This window comes from Burkholderia sp. AW33-5, assembly GCF_053427615.1.
This window is the reverse complement of sequence record NZ_JBSAXA010000009.1, coordinates 17000-37059: the sequence shown is the minus strand read 5'-3', so window position 1 is coordinate 37059 and position 20060 is coordinate 17000. Positions and strand designations below refer to the sequence as shown.

At 67.1% G+C, this 20060-nt stretch carries 18 protein-coding genes; 11 read left to right on the top strand and 7 right to left on the bottom strand.

Translation table 11 applies throughout. From position 1 onward, the window contains the following. Positions 1 to 2 precede the first annotated feature (2 nt). The 4 genes from ACV22V_RS16450 to mnmC form a co-directional block, all read right to left on the bottom strand. On the bottom strand, positions 3 to 641 hold the full coding sequence (locus tag ACV22V_RS16450) for a MarR family winged helix-turn-helix transcriptional regulator (RefSeq protein WP_059531266.1): 639 nt from the start codon (positions 639 to 641) through the stop codon (positions 3 to 5). 504 nt (positions 642 to 1145) lie between these two features. Next, positions 1146 to 2261, bottom strand: a complete 1116-nt coding sequence (locus ACV22V_RS16445) for a YbdK family carboxylate-amine ligase (protein ID WP_034183814.1) — start codon at positions 2259 to 2261, stop codon at positions 1146 to 1148. 15 nt (positions 2262 to 2276) lie between these two features. Then, positions 2277 to 3491 (bottom strand): cation:proton antiporter, encoded by a 1215-nt coding sequence (locus tag ACV22V_RS16440; RefSeq protein ID WP_059531269.1) that lies wholly within the window; start codon positions 3489 to 3491, stop codon positions 2277 to 2279. Between the two features lie 675 nt (positions 3492 to 4166). Next, positions 4167 to 6128 (bottom strand): bifunctional tRNA (5-methylaminomethyl-2-thiouridine)(34)-methyltransferase MnmD/FAD-dependent 5-carboxymethylaminomethyl-2-thiouridine(34) oxidoreductase MnmC, encoded by a 1962-nt coding sequence (mnmC, locus tag ACV22V_RS16435; RefSeq protein WP_448014684.1) that lies wholly within the window; start codon positions 6126 to 6128, stop codon positions 4167 to 4169. Between the two features lie 389 nt (positions 6129 to 6517). Here mnmC and ACV22V_RS16430 point away from each other — a divergent pair, with 389 nt between their 5' ends. Continuing rightward, positions 6518 to 6796 carry an HU family DNA-binding protein gene (locus ACV22V_RS16430; protein ID WP_006401505.1) on the top strand — a complete coding sequence of 93 codons (279 nt, stop codon included), beginning with the start codon at positions 6518 to 6520 and terminating at the stop codon, positions 6794 to 6796. A 143-nt stretch (positions 6797 to 6939) separates the two neighbouring features. Here the strand turns inward: ACV22V_RS16430 and ACV22V_RS16425 are convergent, their stop codons facing one another. After that, positions 6940 to 8253, bottom strand: a complete 1314-nt coding sequence (locus ACV22V_RS16425; RefSeq protein WP_448014683.1) for a GTP-binding protein — start codon at positions 8251 to 8253, stop codon at positions 6940 to 6942. A 158-nt stretch (positions 8254 to 8411) separates the two neighbouring features. Beyond that, complete coding sequence (locus ACV22V_RS16420) at positions 8412 to 8861, bottom strand: lytic transglycosylase domain-containing protein (protein ID WP_059691488.1); 450 nt, start codon at positions 8859 to 8861, stop codon at positions 8412 to 8414. Between the two features lie 367 nt (positions 8862 to 9228). Here ACV22V_RS16420 and gspD point away from each other — a divergent pair, with 367 nt between their 5' ends. From gspD to gspF, 3 genes are read left to right on the top strand one after another with little or no spacing between them, the layout of a single operon-like run. Then, positions 9229 to 11556, top strand: a complete 2328-nt coding sequence (gene gspD / locus ACV22V_RS16415; RefSeq protein ID WP_448014681.1) for a type II secretion system secretin GspD — start codon at positions 9229 to 9231, stop codon at positions 11554 to 11556. Continuing rightward, positions 11553 to 13052, top strand: a complete 1500-nt coding sequence (gene gspE / locus ACV22V_RS16410; RefSeq protein ID WP_059531283.1) for a type II secretion system ATPase GspE — start codon at positions 11553 to 11555, stop codon at positions 13050 to 13052. Before gspD ends, gspE begins: the two co-directional genes overlap by 4 nt. Positions 13053 to 13056: 4 nt before the next feature. Continuing rightward, on the top strand, positions 13057 to 14274 hold the full coding sequence (gspF, locus tag ACV22V_RS16405) for a type II secretion system inner membrane protein GspF (protein WP_059531287.1): 1218 nt from the start codon (positions 13057 to 13059) through the stop codon (positions 14272 to 14274). Between the two features lie 30 nt (positions 14275 to 14304). Here gspF and ACV22V_RS16400 read toward each other — a convergent pair whose 3' ends face one another. Then, positions 14305 to 14715, bottom strand: coding sequence for a type II secretion system protein N (locus ACV22V_RS16400; RefSeq protein WP_059448336.1), 411 nt, complete (start codon positions 14713 to 14715; stop codon positions 14305 to 14307). A gap of 177 nt (positions 14716 to 14892) precedes the next feature. On the opposite strand from ACV22V_RS16400, the gene gspG reads away from it, so the two are divergent. Genes gspG through gspM form a run of 7 tightly spaced genes read left to right on the top strand, consistent with a single transcriptional unit; the run spans position 14893 to position 20045 of the window. Then, positions 14893 to 15345, top strand: a complete 453-nt coding sequence (gspG, locus tag ACV22V_RS16395; protein ID WP_059531290.1) for a type II secretion system major pseudopilin GspG — start codon at positions 14893 to 14895, stop codon at positions 15343 to 15345. Between the two features lie 43 nt (positions 15346 to 15388). Beyond that, positions 15389 to 15931 (top strand): GspH/FimT family pseudopilin, encoded by a 543-nt coding sequence (locus tag ACV22V_RS16390; protein WP_059531294.1) that lies wholly within the window; start codon positions 15389 to 15391, stop codon positions 15929 to 15931. Continuing rightward, positions 15928 to 16332, top strand: coding sequence for a type II secretion system minor pseudopilin GspI (gspI, locus tag ACV22V_RS16385; protein WP_448014678.1), 405 nt, complete (start codon positions 15928 to 15930; stop codon positions 16330 to 16332). The genes ACV22V_RS16390 and gspI overlap by 4 nt, the downstream gene beginning before the upstream one ends. Continuing rightward, positions 16310 to 17014, top strand: coding sequence for a PulJ/GspJ family protein (locus ACV22V_RS16380; protein WP_448014677.1), 705 nt, complete (start codon positions 16310 to 16312; stop codon positions 17012 to 17014). Before gspI ends, ACV22V_RS16380 begins: the two co-directional genes overlap by 23 nt. A gap of 2 nt (positions 17015 to 17016) precedes the next feature. Then, positions 17017 to 18144, top strand: a complete 1128-nt coding sequence (gene gspK, locus ACV22V_RS16375) for a type II secretion system minor pseudopilin GspK (RefSeq protein ID WP_448014675.1) — start codon at positions 17017 to 17019, stop codon at positions 18142 to 18144. Positions 18145 to 18168: 24 nt separating this feature from the next. Continuing rightward, positions 18169 to 19542: a type II secretion system protein GspL gene (gspL, locus tag ACV22V_RS16370; protein ID WP_448014673.1), complete on the top strand. Its 1374-nt coding sequence runs from the start codon at positions 18169 to 18171 to the stop codon at positions 19540 to 19542. Then, positions 19539 to 20045, top strand: a complete 507-nt coding sequence (gene gspM, locus ACV22V_RS16365) for a type II secretion system protein GspM (RefSeq protein ID WP_059531425.1) — start codon at positions 19539 to 19541, stop codon at positions 20043 to 20045. Before gspL ends, gspM begins: the two co-directional genes overlap by 4 nt. Positions 20046 to 20060: the final 15 nt, after the last annotated feature.

Here is a 20060-nt window from a genome sequence, read left to right as displayed (position 1 = left end):
CGTCAGCCGGCGAATACCTTCCAGGTCTTCTTTTGCGTCGCCGCGTCGGCTTCTTCGTGCACCGAACAGTCGAGACGCAGATCGCTGTCGGCCATCGACAGATCGAGCGCCGCGCAGTGATGCACGGTCTTCTTCGACTGCTTGCCCGGCTGGAAATGCGCGCACGTCAGGCACATGCGCTGCGGCGGCGTCGCACCGGCCACCTGCAGTTCGCGCAGCGTCTTCAGCAGCGCACGGTACAGCGTGCCCTGCTCGTCCGCGCCGAGCTTGCCGACCGCTTTCGTCAGGAATTCAGGCCATTGCAACGCCTTCTTCGCCGCGGTACGGCCGCGGGCCGACAGGCGCACGGCGAGCGCACGGCCGTCGTCCAGTGCGCGACGCTTCTCGACGAGACCCTTCGTCTCGAGCGTGCTGACCGCATCGCTGGTGGTCGCAGCCGTGAGCTGCGTCTCGCGTGCGATCTCGCCGAGCCGCATCGGGCCCTTGCGTTGCAGCAGCAGCACGAGGATCTCGCCCTGCGTCGGCGTGAGGCCTGCGCCTTCCGCCCAATCCCATGCCTGGCTTCGCATGGCCGTACTCAACCGCAGCAAGCTGTGGGTCACACGTCCCGAAGCCTGATTCCCGTAAACGCCTTCGCTCATAGTCTTTTCGCTTTGCCGCCGCCCGGATCGCCGAGCAGCCGTAGTGTGGAGATCGAATGTCATCTCAAAACAGACGCTCGTTGAAGAGCGTCGACACGGCCGTCGCGAGGCACACGCGGCGGTCGCGTTCGCGGCGACCGGTGAGACACGGGTCGTTCCGGTGTCCGCAAAGCCGACATTCTAAGCGAGAGCGGAAAATCGCACAGCTAAGTTATCCCCTGCATTCTGTGGAAAATCGCTGGATAACCGGATTTTTTCGTTGTGCCGGCAATCTCTGCCGACCCCACAACCGAACGCGCAAACATTTTCCTGTTCGAATCGGCCATCGTGCCGACGGCATCGGTCCACCGGGTTATCCATCTCGCAGAGCGTTGACTTTGAAGCGGAATATCGGGTTATCCACAGATTTTCAGGACGACTGGCGACGCGCTGCGCACGAATCGGCGCCGAACGGCGTTCAGCGAATCGCCGCGCGGTCGAGCCTGTAATCTGCAAAACATTTTTTCATTCACGCCAGCGCAGGCACTGCTGACGAACCGTCTCGTTCAGCGATTTTTCCTGTTTGAAAACGGTTCTCAACCACGACGCGTCATTCACGCGCGCCTTCGCGAGCGCGCCGATCTCGTCGAGCGCCGCGCGCGAGCCGAGCGCGGCCGCATGCGGCGCGATCCGGTCGAGCGTGTCGAGGATGTCTTCCGCGATCGTGCGGCGCTCACCTGTCTGAGGATTGACGCAGGTGCCCTCGAGCCCGAAGCGGCACGCCTCGAAACGGTTGAATGTGTAGACGAGATAGTCGTCCTCCGACAGCTTCAGCGGCCGGTCGGTCAGCAGGTAGCGCGCGAGCGTCTGGATGTAGCAAGCAATCGCGGCCGCGCGATCGACCGACAGCGGCGTGTCCATCACGCGCACCTCGATCGTCCCGTAACCGGGCTTCGGCCGGATGTCCCAGTAAAAGTCCTTCATCGAGTTGACGACGCCCGTGTTGACCATCTTCATGAAGTACTCCTCGAAGCTGTCCCAGGTCAGCACGAACGGCGCGCGGCCCGACAGCGGGAACGCGAACACCGAATTCAGGCGCGCCGAATGGAAGCCGGTGTCGACGTTCTGCACGAACGGCGACGACGCGGACAGCGCGATGAAGTGCGGAATGAAGCGCGACATCGAGTGCAGCAGGAACAGCGCGCTGTCCGGATCGGGACAGCCGATGTGCACGTGCTGGCCGAACACGGTGAACTGCTTCGCGAGATAGCCGTACAGCTCGGAGATGTACTGGAAGCGCGGCGCGTCGTAGATCTGCCGGTCGCTCCACTGCTGGAACGCGTGCGTGCCGCCGCCGGCGAGCCCGACGTTGAGCTGGTCGGCCGCCTTCACGAGCACGTCGCGGATCGCGTGCAGCTCGCTGACCGCCTGCTCGTGCGAATGGCAGATGCCGGTCGACAGCTCGATCATGCTCTCGGTGATTTCGGGCGTGATGTTGCCGGGGAAGGTCTCGCCCTGGATCAGGCGCATCAGGTCGGATGCCGCCTTGGTCAGGTCGTAGTTGTGCGTGTTGACGACCTGGATCTCCAGTTCGACGCCGAACGTGAACGGTTCGGAATTGACGAAAGTTTCGAGTGCCATGGCAGGTTCCGGAAATCAGTTGCCGTCGCTGCGTTCGCTGACCGCCGACAGGCAGCGGTAGACGACGAACGGGCTGACGAGCTGCAGGATCACGATCGTGCACATCACGATCGCGCGCAGGTGCGGGTCGAAATTCGGATAGAGCTGGTAGGTGTCGTCGACGAGCAGGTACGACAGCGCGGACATCGGCGTGAGCGCGATACCGAGCGCGATGCCCTGCTTCATCCCTATGCCGCTCGGCTTCGCGAACGCGACGACGCCGGCCAGCTTCGCCACGAGCCGCGTGACGATCAGCGCGATCGCGAGCAGCCCGCCGAGTGCGATGTCGCCCCACGTGAACGACGTGAGCGTCAGCACGAACAGCACCACCGTCAGCAGCCAGCCGGCCGTGCCGAAATGCTCGGGCCACAGCTGCGGCCGCGCTTCGAGGTTCTTCACGATGATGCCGGCGAGCAGCAGCGTGAGCAGCGTCGACAGCTTCAGCGCCTGCGCCACTGCGATCGCGAGCATCACGAGGCCGAACAGCGCGACGAACGAATGCTCGTCGCGCATCGTCGAGGTCATGTGGCGGAACAGGTAATTGCATGCGCGCGCGACCAGGTACGCGACGATGAACGAACCGGCGATCAGGTAGACGGGCTGCAGGATCGTCGCGAAAACGTTCCCGTACGCCTCCTGGTGGAGCCAGCTCGTGACGAGCTTGGTCAGCACGATCGCGTACACGCTGTTCAGCGCGGTCAGCGTGATGAGGCGCTGCGACACCTGCCCTTCCGCGCGCAGTTCGGTCTTGAGCTGGATCACCATCGACGGCGACGTCGCGATCGCGATCGCCGACAGCACGAGCGCGACCATGCCCGACACGCCGAGCGCGAGCATCACGAACAGCACGAGCACGAACGTCAGCGTCGCCTCGGCAAGGCTCGACGCAATGAGCCACGGATTGCGGCGAATCCATTTCAGGTCGAGACGGCTGCCGAGCTCGAACAGCAGCAGGCCGAGCGCGACGTCGATCAGCAGCCGCGAGGTTTCGTCGGTGCTCGCGTCGATCACGCCGAATCCGAACGAACCGGCGACGAGACCGATCACCGCATAGCCGGTGATGCGCGGCAACCGCCATGCGCGGTAGCACAGCTCGCCGCACAGACCGGCCGCGAACAACGCGAGCCCGGCCCAGAACACGGCATCCGGCGCGAGCGGCCAGTTGGGCAGGAATGAGAACGCCGACTTCATCGTGGTGACTTCTCCTTTGGAAGCAATCGCCAGCGGCGCGGGGTCAAGCGTCAGAAATGAGATGCGCGCCGGCTGGGTATCGCCCCGAATGTGATTGTTGTGGTCGACGACGGCGGGACATGGGATCCGCCTTTTTCCGCCGTCCGGCGGAACTGTCGTTCAGGCTGCCGATCTGGATTGTCGGCCTGGTGTGTGAACGGACTGCGCAGTCTCGAAGATTCAGATTCGAAATCGTGCCGACCGTTCCATTGAAGCATGTCCGGCGCCTGGCCGAACGAACGCGAAGGAAACCGATTGTGCCACAGCTTTTTCGCTCCGGAACCGATCGAATCGACTCGCGGCCCTGTGAGGCACCACAGGTCTTTGGTTTCAATGGTTTACTTGTATATATACGTAGTAGAAGTTAACAAGACGCGCACAGTTCTGTGGATAACTTCGGTTTACGCAACAAGATCAAGGTGTTGGCACAGCGATAACCCGTTGCACAGGCTGTTTGCTCACAGCGGTTTGAGTTGAGCAACTTTCGGGCCGTTCGACGACTGTGCCGAGTTGCCCAGTTTACGTCCACTGTGATTGCACACGAACCGCGCGTGGATTCCGCGCGGTTATCCACAGCGTCGAGTGGATAACCTTGCGCGAAAAAATCGAAGGACTGTGAGATTTCGGCTGACGAGATCAGCCGATCTGGCGGCCGCGCAGCGCACGGATCAGGAAACGGGCCGGGTCGACGGCATCGACGAGTTCGCGCTCGAGCGGCAGCGGCTCGCCTTCGAGTTGCGACGCGATCAGCTCGGCGCCGAGCGCCGCCCACACCAAACCGCGGGAGCCGTAGCCGAATGCGCCGTAGAGCCCAGCGGTGCGCGGCAGGTCGCGCGCCTTCGCACCGCTCAGCGCGCGTGCGTTCGCGACGGTCTGCGCTTCCTCGGCAAGCGGGCCGATCACCGGCACGCGGTCGGCGACGACCCAGCGAAACGCGACGCGCCCGCGCAGCGTCCCGACGTCCGGCAGATCGCCGATCAGGCCGGGCAGCAGATGCCGCACGCGTTCGATATTTTCGATATGTCCGGCGGGGCGCATCGCAGGATCGAGGTCGTCCGGTTCGAACGTTGCGCCGATCAGCAGCGTGCCGTCGTCGAGCGGCACCGCATAGCCGTCGCCGATCGCCGGGCATGGCAGCGGCGCCGTGCTGCCGGGCGGCAGCAGCGTCAACTGGCCGCGCACCGGCTGCAGCGCGACGTGCCGCAGGCCGGCGAGACGCACGGCATCGCCCGCGTTCGCGAGCACGACGACCGGCGCTTCGGCGAGTGTCGCGCCCGCCGCATCGACGGCGCGCCACGTGTCGCCGTCACGCTCGAGTCGAGCAACCTCGGTGCCGGCCAGCAGTTTCACGCGCTCACTGGCCGCCGCGACTTGCGCGGCGCAGAGCGCTGCCGGCCATACGGCGCCGCCGTGCGGAAACAGCAGGCCGCCATGTGCGACGGGCAGGTTCAGATGCGCGCGTGCGGCGTCCGTGTCGAGCAGCGACACGTAGTCGGACGGTGCGCCGAGCGCGTCGAACGCCTCGCGCATCCGCACGAAATCGTCGGCCGATTCCGCGAGATGAATCATTCCGCGCGTGCTGCGCGCGAACGCATGGCCGGCCTGCTCGAGCGCGCGCCAGCGTGCGAGCGCATGCAGGAAACCGCTGCGCGTGAGGCGGCTCGCGACGTTGTCGTCGCGCGTCATCAGTGGATGAAATACACCGGCCGGATTGCCCGATGCATCGCTCGCGATCCGCGCGTGCCGCTCGATCTGCGTGACGTTCCAGCCGCGTGCCGCAAGCCGTTCGACGACCGCGCAGCCGGCCAGGCCCGCGCCGATCACGATCGCATCGCGCGCGGCAACCGGCAATGCGCGCGGCGGTTCGTGCCGGCGCATCCGCCAGCGCGGTGCATATTCGCCCGCGAGCATTGCGAACTTGCCGGCCAACCCGGCGATCTTGCGATACGTGAAACCCGCGTCGAGGAGCGCCTGTTTCACCACGCCCGCGCTCGAATACGTCGCAAAGGTCGCATTGTCGGCGGCGACGCGTGCGAGTGCGCGAAACACATCGGCCGACCAGAGCTCCGGGTTTTTCGCGGGCGCGAATCCGTCAAGATAGAACGCGTCGGCGCGTGCGACCAGTTTTGGCAGCATCTCGCGCGCATCGCCCAGCGCGAGCGTGAGTACGACGCGGCCGGCGTCGAATTCGAGGCGATGAAAACCTGGAACGAGCATCGGCCACGCATCGGCGAGCATCCCCGCTTCTGCCGACATGGTTGTGTTCGCAACTATCTTTGACAGTGCCCTACGCAGATCCTCGCGCGAAAACGGATGTTTCTCGAACGACACGAAATGCAGCCGCTCGCAGCGCGCGGGATCGTCGCGCCAGGCGGCCCAGGTCGCGAGGAAGTTGGCGCCCACGCCGAACCCGGTCTCGACGATGGTGAACGTGCGGCGGCCTTGCCAGCGCGCGGGCAGCGCGTTACCCGCGATGAACACGTGGCTCGCCTGCGCGAGCGCGCCCGCGACGTTGTGATAGATGTCGCCGTACGCGGGCGAGACGAGGGTGCCGTCGTCGCGAAACGCGAGCGTGGCGGGAACGAGTCGGTCGGGCATGCGAAACAAAAAACGTGGCAGCCAAGCCTGGCAAGGGATTGCGCGGAGGCGTCCGGCGGGCCGTTGGCAAAAACCAACGGCGTTGCGCGACGGCGGACCCGGCTGCGTATCCTGTCCGGTTGGCGCAGGTCAAAAAACAGGCAATCGACGATTCATTCGGCGAAATACCGATGAAAATCTTTGAAACCCTTGTCGTTATTGGGTTTGCGCTGCGCTATCATAGCAACGCCGTACCGCGGGGTGGCCGCCGGCAAGCCGGACGGCACGTCGCGCGGGCCAGGATTCGGCGCTGTGTCGTCGGAGTCTGACTCTCGACGGCACGGTTCGCGCACGTATAATCGGCGCGTTCGCGCTGTTCGTGTCAAACCTAACCTGAAAAAGGAACCTTAATGAACAAACAGGAACTGATCGACGCCGTCGCCGCCCAAACGGGCGCCAGCAAGGCTCAAACCGGCGAAACGCTGGACACGCTGCTCGAAGTCATCAAGAAGGCCGTGTCGAAGGGTGATGCGGTTCAGCTGATCGGCTTCGGCAGCTTCGGTTCGGGCAAGCGCGCAGCACGTACGGGCCGCAACCCGAAGACGGGCGAAACCATCAAGATCCCGGCAGCCAAGACGGTCAAGTTCACGGCTGGCAAGGCGTTCAAGGACGCCGTCAACAAGCGTTAATTCAGCGCCTGTTCCAGGAAAAAAACCCGCCTTCCGGCGGGTTTTTTGTTGGGCGCGCGCGGCATTTTCGCCACAGTTCGCGTCACTCTTGCAAGATTTAACGGTTACTGTTCGCGGCCGTTTTCCCCGAGTTTTACCGTGTATTACGCGTGCACGATCTGCGTGTCGCCCGGGTCTTCGTCGTCGTGCGAATCGACATCCCACACCGGAAACGGATCGTCGAACGCGGCCCATTGCGGCGCGCCGAGCGCGAATTCCGCATCGGTGAGCAGGCATGTGTCGAGTTTCGCGCGCCATGCGTCGGCATCGAGCCCGATGCCGATCAGCACGAGTTCCTGACGGCGATCGCCGACCGAGCGGTCGTCGAGGTCGCCCTGCCACTCCGTGCGAATTTCGGCGAGCAACTCGTCGTCGTCCGGCCATTCCGCGCGATCCTGCGCGGCCCACCAGAGACCTGCCGGGCCATGCCGGCACACTCCGCCCGCCTGCGACAGCGAACCCGCGATGTCGTTGCGCGTCGCGAGCCAGAAGAAGCCTTTGCTGCGCAGCACGCCCGACCACTCCTGATGCAGCAGCGCCCAGAGTCGTGCCGGATGAAACGGCCGGCGCGCGCGGTAAACAAAATTGCCGATGCCGAATTCGTCGGCCTCGCCATGCACGTGCGCGTGATGCGGATCGTGGCACTCGGGATCGTCGCAATGCGTGTGATCGCGATCGAGCGACGCGAGCCAGCCCGGCGCGTTCGCGGCTTCGTCGAAATCGAAGCGGCCGGTGTTCAGCACTTCGCCGAGCGGCACGTTGCCGAACGTCGACACGACCTGGTGCGCGCGCGGGTTGAGCCGCGCAAGGATGTGCTGCAGGCGCGCGAGTTCGTCCGCGCCGACGAGGTCGGCCTTGTTGATCACCAGCACGTCGCAGAATTCGATCTGCTCGATCAGCAGCTCGACGAGCGTGCGATCGTCTTCGTCCGATGCGGCGATGCCGCGCGTCGCGAGCGCGTCGTCGGAACCGTAGTCGCGCAGGAAATTGTAGGCGTCGACCACGGTGACGAGCGTGTCGAGGCGTGCGACGCTCGACAGCGACGCGCCGTCGTCGTCGACGAACGTGAAGGTTTCGGCGATCGGCATCGGCTCCGCGATGCCGGTCGATTCGATCACGATCGCATCGAAGCGGCCGTCCGCCGCGAGATTGCGGATCTCGACGAGCAGGTCGTCGCGCAGCGTGCAGCAGATGCAGCCGTTCGACATCTCGACGAGACGTTCCTCGACGTGCGACAGCGCCTGCGCATCGCGCACGAGCGACGCGTCGATGTTGACCGCCGCGAGATCGTTGACGATCACGGCGACTTTCAGGCCCGCGCGGTTCGCGAGGATGTGATTGAGCAGCGTGGTCTTGCCGGCGCCGAGGAAACCGGACAGCACGGTGACGGGCAACGGCTGGTTCATTGCCGGATTCATAACGATTTGCACCAACGGAAAAGAGGGAAAAGCGGCCGCGGCGCCCTGGCGGGGCGCGATCGGCCCGGGCCGGTCGAAATCGCGGCGTGAGATGCGCATTGTGCATCAAACGCGCGCCGGCCGAGCGGCACGGCGTCAGCCGGCGCTGCGGCGCGGCGTCACTGCTCGGGTGGCAGCAGCTTCCACTGCGCCAGGATTCCGGCGATCTGCCGCGCGTACTTGTCGCGCAGCGACGGCGTTTCGGAATGATAGGCGCCGACGGCCTGCCATGTGTTGCCGTAGCGATTCATCTTCTGGCGCAGGTGCCACGCGGCGATGTAGACGCTCTTGCACGGCTGCATCAGCGTGTCGCGGCCGATGCCGTAGCGCGACAGCGTCGGCAGGTGGATCGAATTGATCTGCATCAGGCCGTAGTCGACCGAGCCGTTCGTGTTCTTGTTCAGCGCGTCGGGCCGGTTGCGCGATTCCTGCCACGCGATCGCGCGCAGGATCAGCGGATTGACCTTCTGGTAGCGGGCGGCTTCGTCGAAACAATCCGCGCGAGCGTTTCCGCAGGCGAACCACGCGCCGGCGGCGATCAACGCGATCGAAGCGAACCGTCTGTTCATGTTGCGGAAACGAAAAGGAAATGACGCAAGGATCGGGAAAACCCGTGTCTGTTATTCGTACGACTGGAAATGCGCTGCCCGTATCATACAGACAGTCCGTCACGTGACGACAAGCGAAATGCGGCAGCCCGTTTATACCGCATTTTGGTGTCGATTCATCGAAAAACGACGGCGATGGCCTGAATGCCGGGGCATTGCCGAAATCTTACATATTGCATACGGTGTGCCAGATGCATGTCGTCTGTGAGACAGTCTTCGGATCAATGTGATATTTCGGACATGAAAAACTGCTAATGTCGCGCCTTTAGGACCTGGATCCCAGCACTACCGCCGGAAGTGGCCTGAGCCGGCATCGACCCAATCATCCATGACAAGAAATCGCTTCGTTATGCGGCGCATCGCCACGACCTTGATGGTCGCCGGCATCATCGTCTCGCAGGCCGCCTACGCTCAGGTCACGCTCAATTTCGTGAATGCGGATATCGACCAGGTCGCCAAGGCGATCGGCGCCGCAACCGGCAAGACCATCATCGTCGACCCCCGCGTGAAGGGGCAGCTCAATCTCGTGGCCGAACGGCCGGTACCGGAAGACCAGGCGCTGAAGACGCTGCAGTCGGCGCTGCGCATGCAGGGCTTCGCGCTGGTGCAGGATCACGGCGTGCTGAAGGTCGTGCCGGAGGCCGACGCGAAGCTGCAGGGCGTGCCGACCTATGTCGGCAATGCGCCGCAGGCGCGCGGCGACCAGGTCATCACACAGGTGTTCGAGCTGCGCAACGAATCGGCGAACAACCTGCTGCCGGTGCTGCGGCCGCTGATCTCGCCGAACAACACGGTCACCGCCTACCCGGCGAACAACACGATCGTCGTCACCGACTACGCGGACAACGTGCGCCGCATCGCGCAGATCATCTCGGGTGTCGACAGCGCCGCGGGCGCGCAGGTTCAGGTCGTGCCGCTGCGCAACGCGAACGCGATCGACCTGGCCGCGCAGCTGCAAAAGATGCTCGACCCCGGCGCGATCGGCAACAGCGACGCGACGCTGAAGGTGTCGGTCACGGCCGACCCGCGCACCAACTCGCTGATGCTGCGCGCGTCCAGCGCGTCGCGCCTCGCGGCCGCGAAGCGCCTCGTGCAGCAGCTCGACGCGCCGAGCGCGGTGCCCGGCAACATGCACGTCGTGCCGCTGCGCAACGCCGACGCGGTGAAGCTCGCGAAGACGCTGCGCGGCATGCTCGGCAAGGGAAGCGGCAGCGACAGCGGTTCGTCGGCGTCGTCCAACGATGCGAACAGCTTCAACCAGGGCGGCGGCTCGTCGTCGAGCGGCAACTTCTCGACCGGTACGTCGGGCACCCCGCCGCTGCCGTCGGGCGGCCTGGGCGGCTCGTCGTCCTCGTCGTACGGCAGCGGCGCGACGGGCAGCGGCGGCCTCGGTACCGGCGGCCTGCTCGGCGGCGACAAGGACAAGGGCGACGACAACCAGCCGGGCGGGATGATCCAGGCTGACTCGGCGACCAACTCGCTGATCATCACCGCGTCCGATCCGGTCTACCGGAACCTGCGCTCGGTGATCGACCAGCTCGACGCACGGCGCGCGCAGGTCTATATCGAAGCGCTGATCGTCGAGCTGAACTCGACGACGCAGGGCAACCTCGGCATCCAATGGCAGGTCGCGAGCGGCCAGTTTCTCGGCGGCACGAACCTGAGCCCGCAGCTGGGCATGGGTAACAGCATCGTCAACCTGACCACGGGCTCGGCGGGCAGCACCGGGGCCGGCCTCGCGGCCAACCTCGCTTCGCTGACCCCGGGCCTCAACATCGGCTGGCTGCACAACATGTTCGGCGTGCAGGGCCTCGGCGCGCTGCTGCAGTATTTCGCGGGCGTGAGCGACGCGAACGTGCTGTCGACGCCGAACCTGATCACGCTCGACAACGAGGAAGCGAAGATCGTCGTCGGCCAGAACGTACCGATCGCGACCGGCTCGTATTCGAACCTGACGAGCGGCACGACGAGCAATGCGTTCAACACGTACGATCGTCGCGACGTCGGCCTGACGCTGCACGTGAAGCCGCAGATCACCGACGGCGGGATTCTGAAGCTGCAGCTCTACACGGAGGATTCGGCGGTCGTCAGCGGGACCACCAACGCGCAGACCGGCCCGACCTTCACGAAGCGCTCGATCCAGTCGACGATCCTGGCCGACAACGGCGAGATCATCGTGCTCGGCGGCCTGATGCAGGACAACTACCAGGTATCGAACAGCAAGGTCCCGCTGCTCGGCGACATTCCGTGGATCGGCCAGCTGTTCCGTTCGGAATCGAAGGTGCGCGCGAAAACCAACCTGATGGTGTTCCTGCGCCCGGTGATCATCAACGATCGCAATGTCGCGCAGCAAGTCACGGCTAACCGCTACGACTACATTCAGGGCGTGACGGGCGCGTACAAGTCGGACAACAACGTGATGCGCGACAAGGACGATCCGGTCGTCCCGCCGATGCCGCTCGGCCCGAGCCAGGGCGGCACGCCCGCCGGGAACCTGTTCGATCTCGACAAGATGCGTCGCCAGCAACTGCAGCGCCAGGTGGCGCCGGTGCCGGCCCAGCCGTTGCCGGAAGCGACGCCCGCCCAGCCGCAGAGCGTGCCGCAGCAGGCCGTGCCGCAACAGCCGCTGACCGCCACGCCGGGAGCCTCGCAGTGACCGACGTGCTCGCGTCCTCCGCCCACGACGGCGCGCCGGGCGAACGGCAGCCGCCGTCGCCGCTCGCCGCGCGCCTGTTGCCGTACGGCTTCGCGAAGAGCGGCCAGGTGCTGATCGCGCACCAGCTCGACGACACGCTCGAGGTGTGGATCAGCGAACGCACGAACGACGCGGCGCTCGCGGAAATCGCGCGCAACTTCGGCTCGATCTCCGTGCATCGCGTGCCGGCCGACGAGCTCGCGCAGGCGATCAACCAGGCCTATGCGCGCCAGGACGGCAGCGCGGCGCAGATCGTCGGCGAGGTCGAAGGCGAAGTCGACCTGTCGCGGCTGATGCAGGACATTCCCGAAGTCGAGGATCTGCTCGAATCGGAAGACGACGCGCCGATCATCCGGATGATCAACGCGCTGCTCACGCAAGCGGCGCGCGAACAGGCATCGGACATTCACATCGAGCCGTTCGAGAACGCATCGGTCGTGCGGTTTCGCGTCGACGGCACGCTGCGCGACGTCGTGCGCCCGAAGAAGGCGCTGCACGGCGCGCTGATCTCGCGGATCAAGATCATGGCGCAGCTCGACATCGCCGAGAAGCGCCTGCCGCAGGACGGCCGCATCACGCTGCGCGTCGGCGGCCGGCCGGTCGACGTGCGCGTGTCGACGCTGCCGACCGGGCACGGCGAGCGCGCGGTGCTGCGTCTGCTGGAAAAGGATGCCCAGCGCCTGAACCTCGAGGCGCTCGGGATGGGCCGCGACACGCTCGTCCAGTTCGACAAGCTGATCGGCCGCCCGCACGGGATCGTGCTGGTGACGGGCCCGACCGGTTCGGGCAAGACGACGACGCTGTATGCGTCGATGTCGCGGCTCGAAACGGCGACGACCAACATCATGACCGTCGAGGATCCGATCGAATACGACCTGTCCGGCATCGGCCAGACGCAGGTGAACGAGCGGATCGGGATGACCTTTGCCCGCGCGCTGCGCTCGATCCTGCGCCAGGACCCGGACGTGATCATGATCGGCGAAATCCGCGATCTGGAAACCGCGCAGATCGCGGTGCAGGCATCGCTGACGGGCCACCTCGTGCTCGCGACGCTGCACACGAACGATGCCGCATCGGCCGTCACGCGCCTGACCGACATGGGCGTCGAGCCGTACCTGCTCGCGTCGTCGCTGCTCGGCGTGCTCGCGCAGCGCCTGGTGCGCCAGCTCTGCCCGGTCTGCAAGGAAGAGCGGCACGAGGAAGGCCGCACCGTGTGGCATCCGGTCGGCTGCGACAAGTGCGGGCATTCGGGCTACACCGGCCGGCGCGGCGTGTACGAACTGCTGGTCGTCGACGATTCGATCCGCACGCTGATCCACCGCAACGCGGCTGATGCGGAGATTCTCGCCGCGGGCCGCGCCGAAGGGATGCGCACGCTGCGCGACGACGCCGAGCGCTGGCTCGCGGCCGGCGCGACGTCGCTCGAGGAAGTGCTGCGCGTGACGGGAGGCGCATAGCGCGATGCCGGCATTCCGTTTCGAAGCAATCGATTCGGCGGGGCGCGCGCAGAAAGGCGTGATCGACGCCGACAGCGCGCGCGCCGCGCGCGGCCAGCTGCGCACGCAGGGGCTCACGCCGCTCGTCGTCGAGCCGGCCGCCAGCGCGACCCGCGGCGCGCGCTCGCAGCGCCTCGCGTTCGGCCGCAAGCTGTCGCAGCGCGAGCAGGCGATCCTCACGCGCCAGCTCGCGAGCCTGCTGATCGCGGGGCTGCCGCTCGACGAGGCGCTCGGCGTGCTCACCGAGCAGGCCGAGCGCGACTACATCCGCGAATTGATGGCTGCGATCCGCGCGGAAGTGCTCGGCGGCCATTCGCTCGCGAACGCGCTGGGCCAGCATCCGCGCGATTTTCCGGAAATCTACCGCGCGCTCGTCGCGGCGGGCGAGCACACCGGCAAGCTCGGCATCGTGCTGTCGCGCCTCGCCGACTACATCGAACAGAGCAATGCGCTGAAGCAGAAGATCCTGCTGGCGTTCACGTATCCGGGCATCGTCACGCTGATCGCATTCGGCATCGTCACGTTCCTGCTGAGCTATGTCGTGCCGCAGGTCGTCAACGTGTTCGCGAGCACGAAGCAGCAACTGCCGCTGCTGACGATCGTGATGATGGCGCTGTCGGATTTCGTCCGGCACTGGTGGTGGGCGATCCTGATCGCGGTCGCGCTCGTCGTGTGGTTCGTGAAGGCGACGCTGTCGCGCGACGGGCCCAGGCTCGCGTTCGACCGCTGGGTGCTGACGGCGCCGCTCGCGGGCAAGCTCGTGCGCGGCTACAACACGGTGCGCTTCGCGAGCACGCTCGGCATCCTGACCGCGGCCGGCGTGCCGATCCTGCGCGCGTTGCAGGCGGCCGGCGAGACGCTGTCGAACCGCGCGATGCGCGCGAACATCGACGATGCGATCGTGCGCGTGCGCGAAGGCTCCGCGCTGTCGCGCGCGCTGAACAACGTGAAGACGTTTCCGCCGGTGCTCGTGCACCTGATCCGGTCCGGCGAGGCGACGGGCGACGTGACGACGATGCTCGATCGCGCGGCGGAAGGCGAGGCGCGCGAACTCGAGCGGCGCACGATGTTCCTGACGAGCCTGCTCGAGCCGCTCTTGATCCTCGCGATGGGCGGCATCGTGCTCGTGATCGTGCTGGCCGTGATGCTGCCGATCATCGAGCTGAACAACATGGTGCAGTGACGGCCCGGGCGCCGGTCGGGCCGCCGCCGTTCAACGCATGTAGATCGCGGGGGACGGCGTGTTCGCGGGGAGCTGGATTTCGGCGCGGGCGCCGTTGCGGTCGACGATGATCGAGCGGCTGCGGACTTCGGCGAGCTTCGCGCCGGGCGTGACTTCCGCGCCGAGCGACACGGCACGCGGCGGTTCGCCGCCGACGCCGACGATCGCGGCGCCGCCATGATCGAGCGCGAGAATGCCGAACAGGTGGATGTCCTGCACGGGATTCTTGTCGAGCTGTCCGCCGAAGAGCGCGGCGGCGTCCTCGGTGCGGATCGGCAACCGCGCGGCGGCGGCGGGCAGCGGTGCTTCGCGGGCCGACAGCGTGACGACCCAGTAGGTGGCCGTCGCGCACAAACCCGCGAAGAGGGCTAGGGAGAGGATCCGGATCGAGAGCGCGTTCATGCGCGCTATTGTACGGATGTATATGAAATTTGCGTTGGGTGAAAGCCCTCGGCAATGCGCGCCTTACAATGCGTGCTCCGCGCCCGGGGAAACGGAAGCCGGCCGTCAGGCAAGCGTCCGGAATACGCCGGGTGCGTCACTCAATCGACGATATTTTTTGGAAAGAGGTAGTCAGTCATGCAAACGTGGATCACTCGCCGTAATGCGGCCGTGCGCCGTCAGCGCGGTTTCACGCTGATCGAGATCATGGTGGTGGTCGCGATCCTCGGGATCCTGGCGGCACTGATCGTGCCGAAGATCATGAGCCGTCCCGACGAGGCACGCCGTATCGCCGCGAAGCAGGACATCGGCACGATCATGCAGGCGCTCAAGCTGTATCGTCTCGACAACGGCCGCTATCCGACCCAGGAACAGGGCCTGAACGCGCTGACCCAGAAGCCGACCACCGATCCGATCCCGAACAACTGGAAGGACGGCGGCTATCTCGAGCGCCTGCCGAACGATCCGTGGGGCAACGGGTACAAGTACCTGAACCCGGGCGTGCACGGCGAGATCGACGTGTTCAGCTACGGCGCCGACGGCAAGGAAGGCGGCGAGAGCAACGATTCCGACATCGGTTCGTGGCAGTAAGCGCGCGCTGACCGGACCGACGTTCTTCCCGTTTCTTCACTTCATGCCCGCCCTTCGCACGCCCTTGCGCTCCGCTCGCGCTCGCCGCGATGCCCGCGACGGCCGCGTGCGTCGCGGCGCGGCCGTGACCGCGGCGCGCGCGCGCGGCTTCACGTTGCTCGAGATGCTGGTCGTGCTCGTGATCGCGGGCCTGCTGGTGTCGCTCGCGTCGCTGTCGCTCACGCGCAATCCGCGCACCGACCTGCGCGAGGAAGCGCAGCGCATCGCGCTGCTGTTCGAGACGGCCGGCGACGAAGCGCAGGTGCGCGCGCGCCCGATCGCGTGGCAGCCGACCGCGCACGGCTTCCGTTTCGACGTGAGCTCGCCCGACGGCTGGCGCACGCTGCGCGACGACGTGCTGCGCCCACGCGACTGGGACGGCGGCGTCACCGGCGCCGACATCGACTATCCGGGATCCGACACGCGTGCGAGCCGCGTCGTGTTCGGCATCGAAAGCGTCGACACGCCGGTGCGCGTGACGCTGCATTCGGCGGTCGGCAGCGCGACGATCGTCGGCACCGGCAACGGCCGCTACGAGGTGCAATGACGATGCGTCGTCGCCTGCCCTTCCCGGCTCCTTGCCGCGGCTTCACGATGATCGAGGTGCTGGTCGCGCTCGCGATCATCGCGGTCGCGCTAGCCGCGTCGATCCGCGCGGTCGGCACGATGGCGACCAATGCATCCGATCTCCATCGCCGGCTGCTCGCCGGCTGGAGCGCCGACAACGCACTCGCGCAGCTGCGGCTCACGCATGCGTGGCCGGAGGTCGGCGAGCAGAGTTTCGACTGTTCGCAAGGCAACGTGCAGCTGGTCTGCACGCAGCGCGTGAGCACGACGCCGAACCCGGTGTTCCGGCGCGTGCAGATGTCGGTGAGCATGCCGGGGCACGCCGGCGTGCTCGCGCAAATGGTGACGGTGGTCGCGAATGAAACCAGCCGTCCGCTCTGACGCGCCGATGCGGCGCCGGCCCGTGCGTTCCGTCGGCCCGCGCCGCGTGCGCGGCTTCACGCTGATCGAACTGATGATCGCGATCGCGATCCTCGCGGTGGTCGCGATCCTCTCGTGGCGCGGCCTCGACCAGATCATGCGCGGCCGCGACAAGGTCGCGTCCGCGATGGAGGACGAGCGCGTCTTCGCGCAGATGTTCGACCAGATGCGCATCGACGCGCGGCTCGCCGCCACCGACGACGAAGCCGGCCAGCCGGCGATCGGCGTCGCCGGCAACACGCTGCAGATCGTCCGCGAACTCGACGTGCCGGGCGCCGCGCCTCGGTTGCAGGTGGTCCGCTACCGGATCGCCGGCGGGCGCGTCGTGCGCTATGCGTCGCCGCCGCTCGACGACGCGAACCGCCTGCGCGACGTGCTGAAGGACAGCAGCGTCGACGGCTGGAGCTGGGTCGCGCTGATGGGCGGCGTCGGTGCGATCGACGCGAAGCTGTACGTGCCGCGCGTCGGCTGGACCACCAACCTGCAGGCGGCCAGCGACGCGCTGTCGCAGAACAACGATGCGCTGAAGGTGCCGCAGATCGGCAACGCGCCGCCGACGCGCGCGGTGACGGGGCTGCAGGTCAGCATCGGCGCGACGTCGCTGCGCGTGCCCGTCACGCGCATTTTCCTCGTCGGGGAATGACGATGCGCGCGTGCCCTCACCGTTCCCCGTTCGCCGCGCGTGGCGGCGCACGCGCGCATGCACGCACCCGCCGCGAGCGCGGTGCGGCGATCATCACCGCGCTGCTCGTCGTCGCGCTGTCGGCGATCCTCGTGTCGGGGATGCTGTGGCGTCAGCAGGTGCAGATTCGCCGCATCGAGAACCAGCGCGTGATCGCGCAGGCGCAGTGGGTCGCGCGCGGCGCGCTCGACTGGACGCGCATGATCCTGCGCTCCGAAGGCGACACGGCGCCCGGCATCACCTATCTCGGCGGAATCTGGGCCGTGCCGATCGCGAAGACCAAGCTGTCCGACTTCCTCGGCCGGATCGGCGCGCCGAACGACAACGGCGGCGAAGACACCTACATCTCCGGATCGATCGAGGACGCGCAGGCGAAGTACAACCTGCGCAACCTCGTGTCGTCGCCGGCGCCCGGCGTGCTGCAGCTCAACGTGATGCAGCTGCAGGCGTTCCAGCGGCTGTTGACGACGCTCGGCTACGACGGCGCGTTCGCGAAGCGGATCGCGCTGCAGATGCGCGCGGGCCTGATGCATTCGGCGACGCGCTTCCAGACGCCGACGCTGCCCGGCGCCGGTACGGCCGCGACCGCGCCGGTGCCCGGCGGCGACATGACCGGCAACATCACCGACGAACCGGGGATGTCCGACGGCGATCGCGGGCCCGCGCCGCTCCAGATGACCGGCGTCGACAGCCTGCTCGACGTCGACGGCGTGACGCCCGAGATGGTCGCGCGGCTGCGCCCGTTCGTCACCGTGCTGCCGACCACCACGCCGGTGAACATGAACACCGCGCCGGCCGAGGTGATCGCGGCGCTGGTGCCGGGGATGAGCGTGTCGTCCGCGCAGGCGCTCGTGGCGCGGCGCGAGACCGTATTTTTCCGCAACGTCGGCGACGTGCAGCTCGCGCTGCGCGGCGCCGGCGCGCCGCCGAACGCGACGATCGACTCGAGCCTCGTCGACGTCAATTCGAACTATTTCATCGTGCATGGCCGGATTCAGCACGATCGCGCGGAGGTCGATCGCACCTCGCTCGTGTATCGTGATTCGACCACGCACTCGACGCGGGTCGTGCGCATCCGCGACCAGCTATAACGACGCCATTCGGGAGAGGAGCTCTTGAGCACGCTGATTGTTTCTTTGCCGCCGCGCGAGCCGGCCGTGCCGCTGCAGGAGTGGCAGTGGCCCGAGCTGCCGTTCACGCTCGTGGACAAGGCCGGCCAGGTGCAGCGCGCGGGCCGCGCCGCGCTCGCGCTGCTGCCGCGCGCGAACGCGACGGTGCTGATCGTCGCCGCGCGCGACGTGCTGCTGCTGGCCGCGACCGTGCCGCCGCTCAAGGGGCCGAAGCTGCGCCAGGCGCTGCCCAACATCGTCGAGGACCAGCTGATCCAGGATCCGCTCGGCTGCCATATCGCGCTCGATCCGGTCGCGTTGCCGGACGGCCGCCGCGTGCTGGCCGTCGTCGATCGCGCGTGGTTCCGCGCGATCTGCGACGCGTTCACCGCGGCCGGCCACCGGCACCTGAGCGCCGTGCCCGCGACGCGCTGCCTGCCCGCGCCACGGGCGCCGGCGGCGGACGCGGCGCCCGATGCGCCTGCCGACGGTGAGGCCACGCCGGCCGCCGCAATCACGGCGGCGGACGAGCCGCCCATTCGCCCGACGGCGGTGGCCGCGGTGCTCGGCCTCGCGACGACGGTCGAACCCGTGCTCGTGGAAGCCGGCGCGCAGCCGGCCGCGGCCGGTGCGCCGCGTCTCGAGCTCGCGGTCGCGCGCGGCGCGCTCGGCGAAGGTTTCGCGGCGCCGGCATCGCGCGCGGGCGGCACGCTGGCCGCGCTCGCCGGTGGCGGCGACGTCGAGCTGTACGAACTCGGCGAACCGGGCGCGGAGCCGCGCCTCGCGTCGGTCGGGCGTGCCGACGGCCCGCTGCTGCCGGGCGCGCAACCGCTGTCGTTCGACGCATTCGCGCGGCGTGCGCGGACCGAGCGCTTCGATCTGTGCCAGTTCGAATTCGAATCCCAGCCGTGGCGCTTCGACCGCGCGACGGTGAAGCGCCTGCGCGTGCCGATCGCCCTCGCCGCGGCCACGCTCGGCGTCGCGGTGATCGGGATGAACCTGCACTGGTGGAAGCTGTCGCGCGAGCGCGACGCGCTGTCCGCGCAGATCACCGAGACGCTGCTGTCGGCCTTCCCGAAGACGACGACGGTGCTCGATCCGCCCGCGCAGATGCAGCGTCAGCTCGACCAGCTGCGCCTTGCGGCGGGCGAGCTGTCGCCGAACGATTTCCTCGCGCTGTCGAGCGGGTTGTCGCGTTCGATGGGCGCGCTGCCGCTGAACGGAATCGCGTCGCTCGATTATCACGACCGGCGGCTCGACGTCGGCTTCAAGCCGGAGGTCAAGGTCGACCCCGATTTCCCGCAGCGTCTCGCGCGCAACGGGCTGTCCGGCGAAGTCGACAGCAGCACCGGCAAATGGACGATCCGGAGCCGCTCATGAAGACCGAACAACTGAACCAGACGCTGGCCCAGTTCTGGGGCGAACGCACGCCGCGCGAGCGGACGCTGCTCGGCTGGGGCGGCGCCGTGCTGGCGGTCGCGATCGCGTATTCGGTGCTGTGGTCGCCCGCGCAGGAAGGCCGCGCGCGGATCCGCCACGAACTGCCGACGATGCGCCGCGAGCTTGCGCAGATGACCGCGCAGGCCACTGAGGCGAAGTCACTGACGGCCGCCGCGCAAGGCGTCGCGCCGACCGGCCTCGCGCTGAAGGATGCGCTCACCGCGTCGCTGTCCGATCACGGGCTGCAGGGCGCGCAGGTGCAGGTCGTCGGTAACGGCGTGCAGGTCCAGATGAAGAACGTGCCGTTCCCGGTGTGGACGCAGTGGCTCGACGACGCGCGCCGGCAGTTCAAGGTGCAGGTCGGCGAAGCGCACGTGACCGCGCTGAAGGAAGACGGCCAGGTCGACCTGACGGCCGTGATGCAACCCTCGACGCAGAAATGACGCAGTGGATGAAAC

Coding starts and splice junctions, on each gene's coding strand:
- ACV22V_RS16450 (WP_059531266.1), bottom strand. CDS start 641: ATGAGCGAAGGCGTTTACGGGAATCAGGCTTCGGGACGTGTGACCCAC.
- ACV22V_RS16445 (WP_034183814.1), bottom strand. CDS start 2,261: ATGGCACTCGAAACTTTCGTCAATTCCGAACCGTTCACGTTCGGCGTC.
- ACV22V_RS16440 (WP_059531269.1), bottom strand. CDS start 3,491: ATGAAGTCGGCGTTCTCATTCCTGCCCAACTGGCCGCTCGCGCCGGAT.
- mnmC (WP_448014684.1), bottom strand. CDS start 6,128: ATGCCCGACCGACTCGTTCCCGCCACGCTCGCGTTTCGCGACGACGGC.
- ACV22V_RS16430 (WP_006401505.1), top strand. CDS start 6,518: ATGAACAAACAGGAACTGATCGACGCCGTCGCCGCCCAAACGGGCGCC.
- ACV22V_RS16425 (WP_448014683.1), bottom strand. CDS start 8,253: ATGAATCCGGCAATGAACCAGCCGTTGCCCGTCACCGTGCTGTCCGGT.
- ACV22V_RS16420 (WP_059691488.1), bottom strand. CDS start 8,861: ATGAACAGACGGTTCGCTTCGATCGCGTTGATCGCCGCCGGCGCGTGG.
- gspD (WP_448014681.1), top strand. CDS start 9,229: ATGACAAGAAATCGCTTCGTTATGCGGCGCATCGCCACGACCTTGATG.
- gspF (WP_059531287.1), top strand. CDS start 13,057: ATGCCGGCATTCCGTTTCGAAGCAATCGATTCGGCGGGGCGCGCGCAG.
- ACV22V_RS16400 (WP_059448336.1), bottom strand. CDS start 14,715: ATGAACGCGCTCTCGATCCGGATCCTCTCCCTAGCCCTCTTCGCGGGT.
- gspG (WP_059531290.1), top strand. CDS start 14,893: ATGCAAACGTGGATCACTCGCCGTAATGCGGCCGTGCGCCGTCAGCGC.
- ACV22V_RS16390 (WP_059531294.1), top strand. CDS start 15,389: ATGCCCGCCCTTCGCACGCCCTTGCGCTCCGCTCGCGCTCGCCGCGAT.
- gspI (WP_448014678.1), top strand. CDS start 15,928: ATGACGATGCGTCGTCGCCTGCCCTTCCCGGCTCCTTGCCGCGGCTTC.
- ACV22V_RS16380 (WP_448014677.1), top strand. CDS start 16,310: ATGAAACCAGCCGTCCGCTCTGACGCGCCGATGCGGCGCCGGCCCGTG.
- gspK (WP_448014675.1), top strand. CDS start 17,017: ATGCGCGCGTGCCCTCACCGTTCCCCGTTCGCCGCGCGTGGCGGCGCA.
- gspM (WP_059531425.1), top strand. CDS start 19,539: ATGAAGACCGAACAACTGAACCAGACGCTGGCCCAGTTCTGGGGCGAA.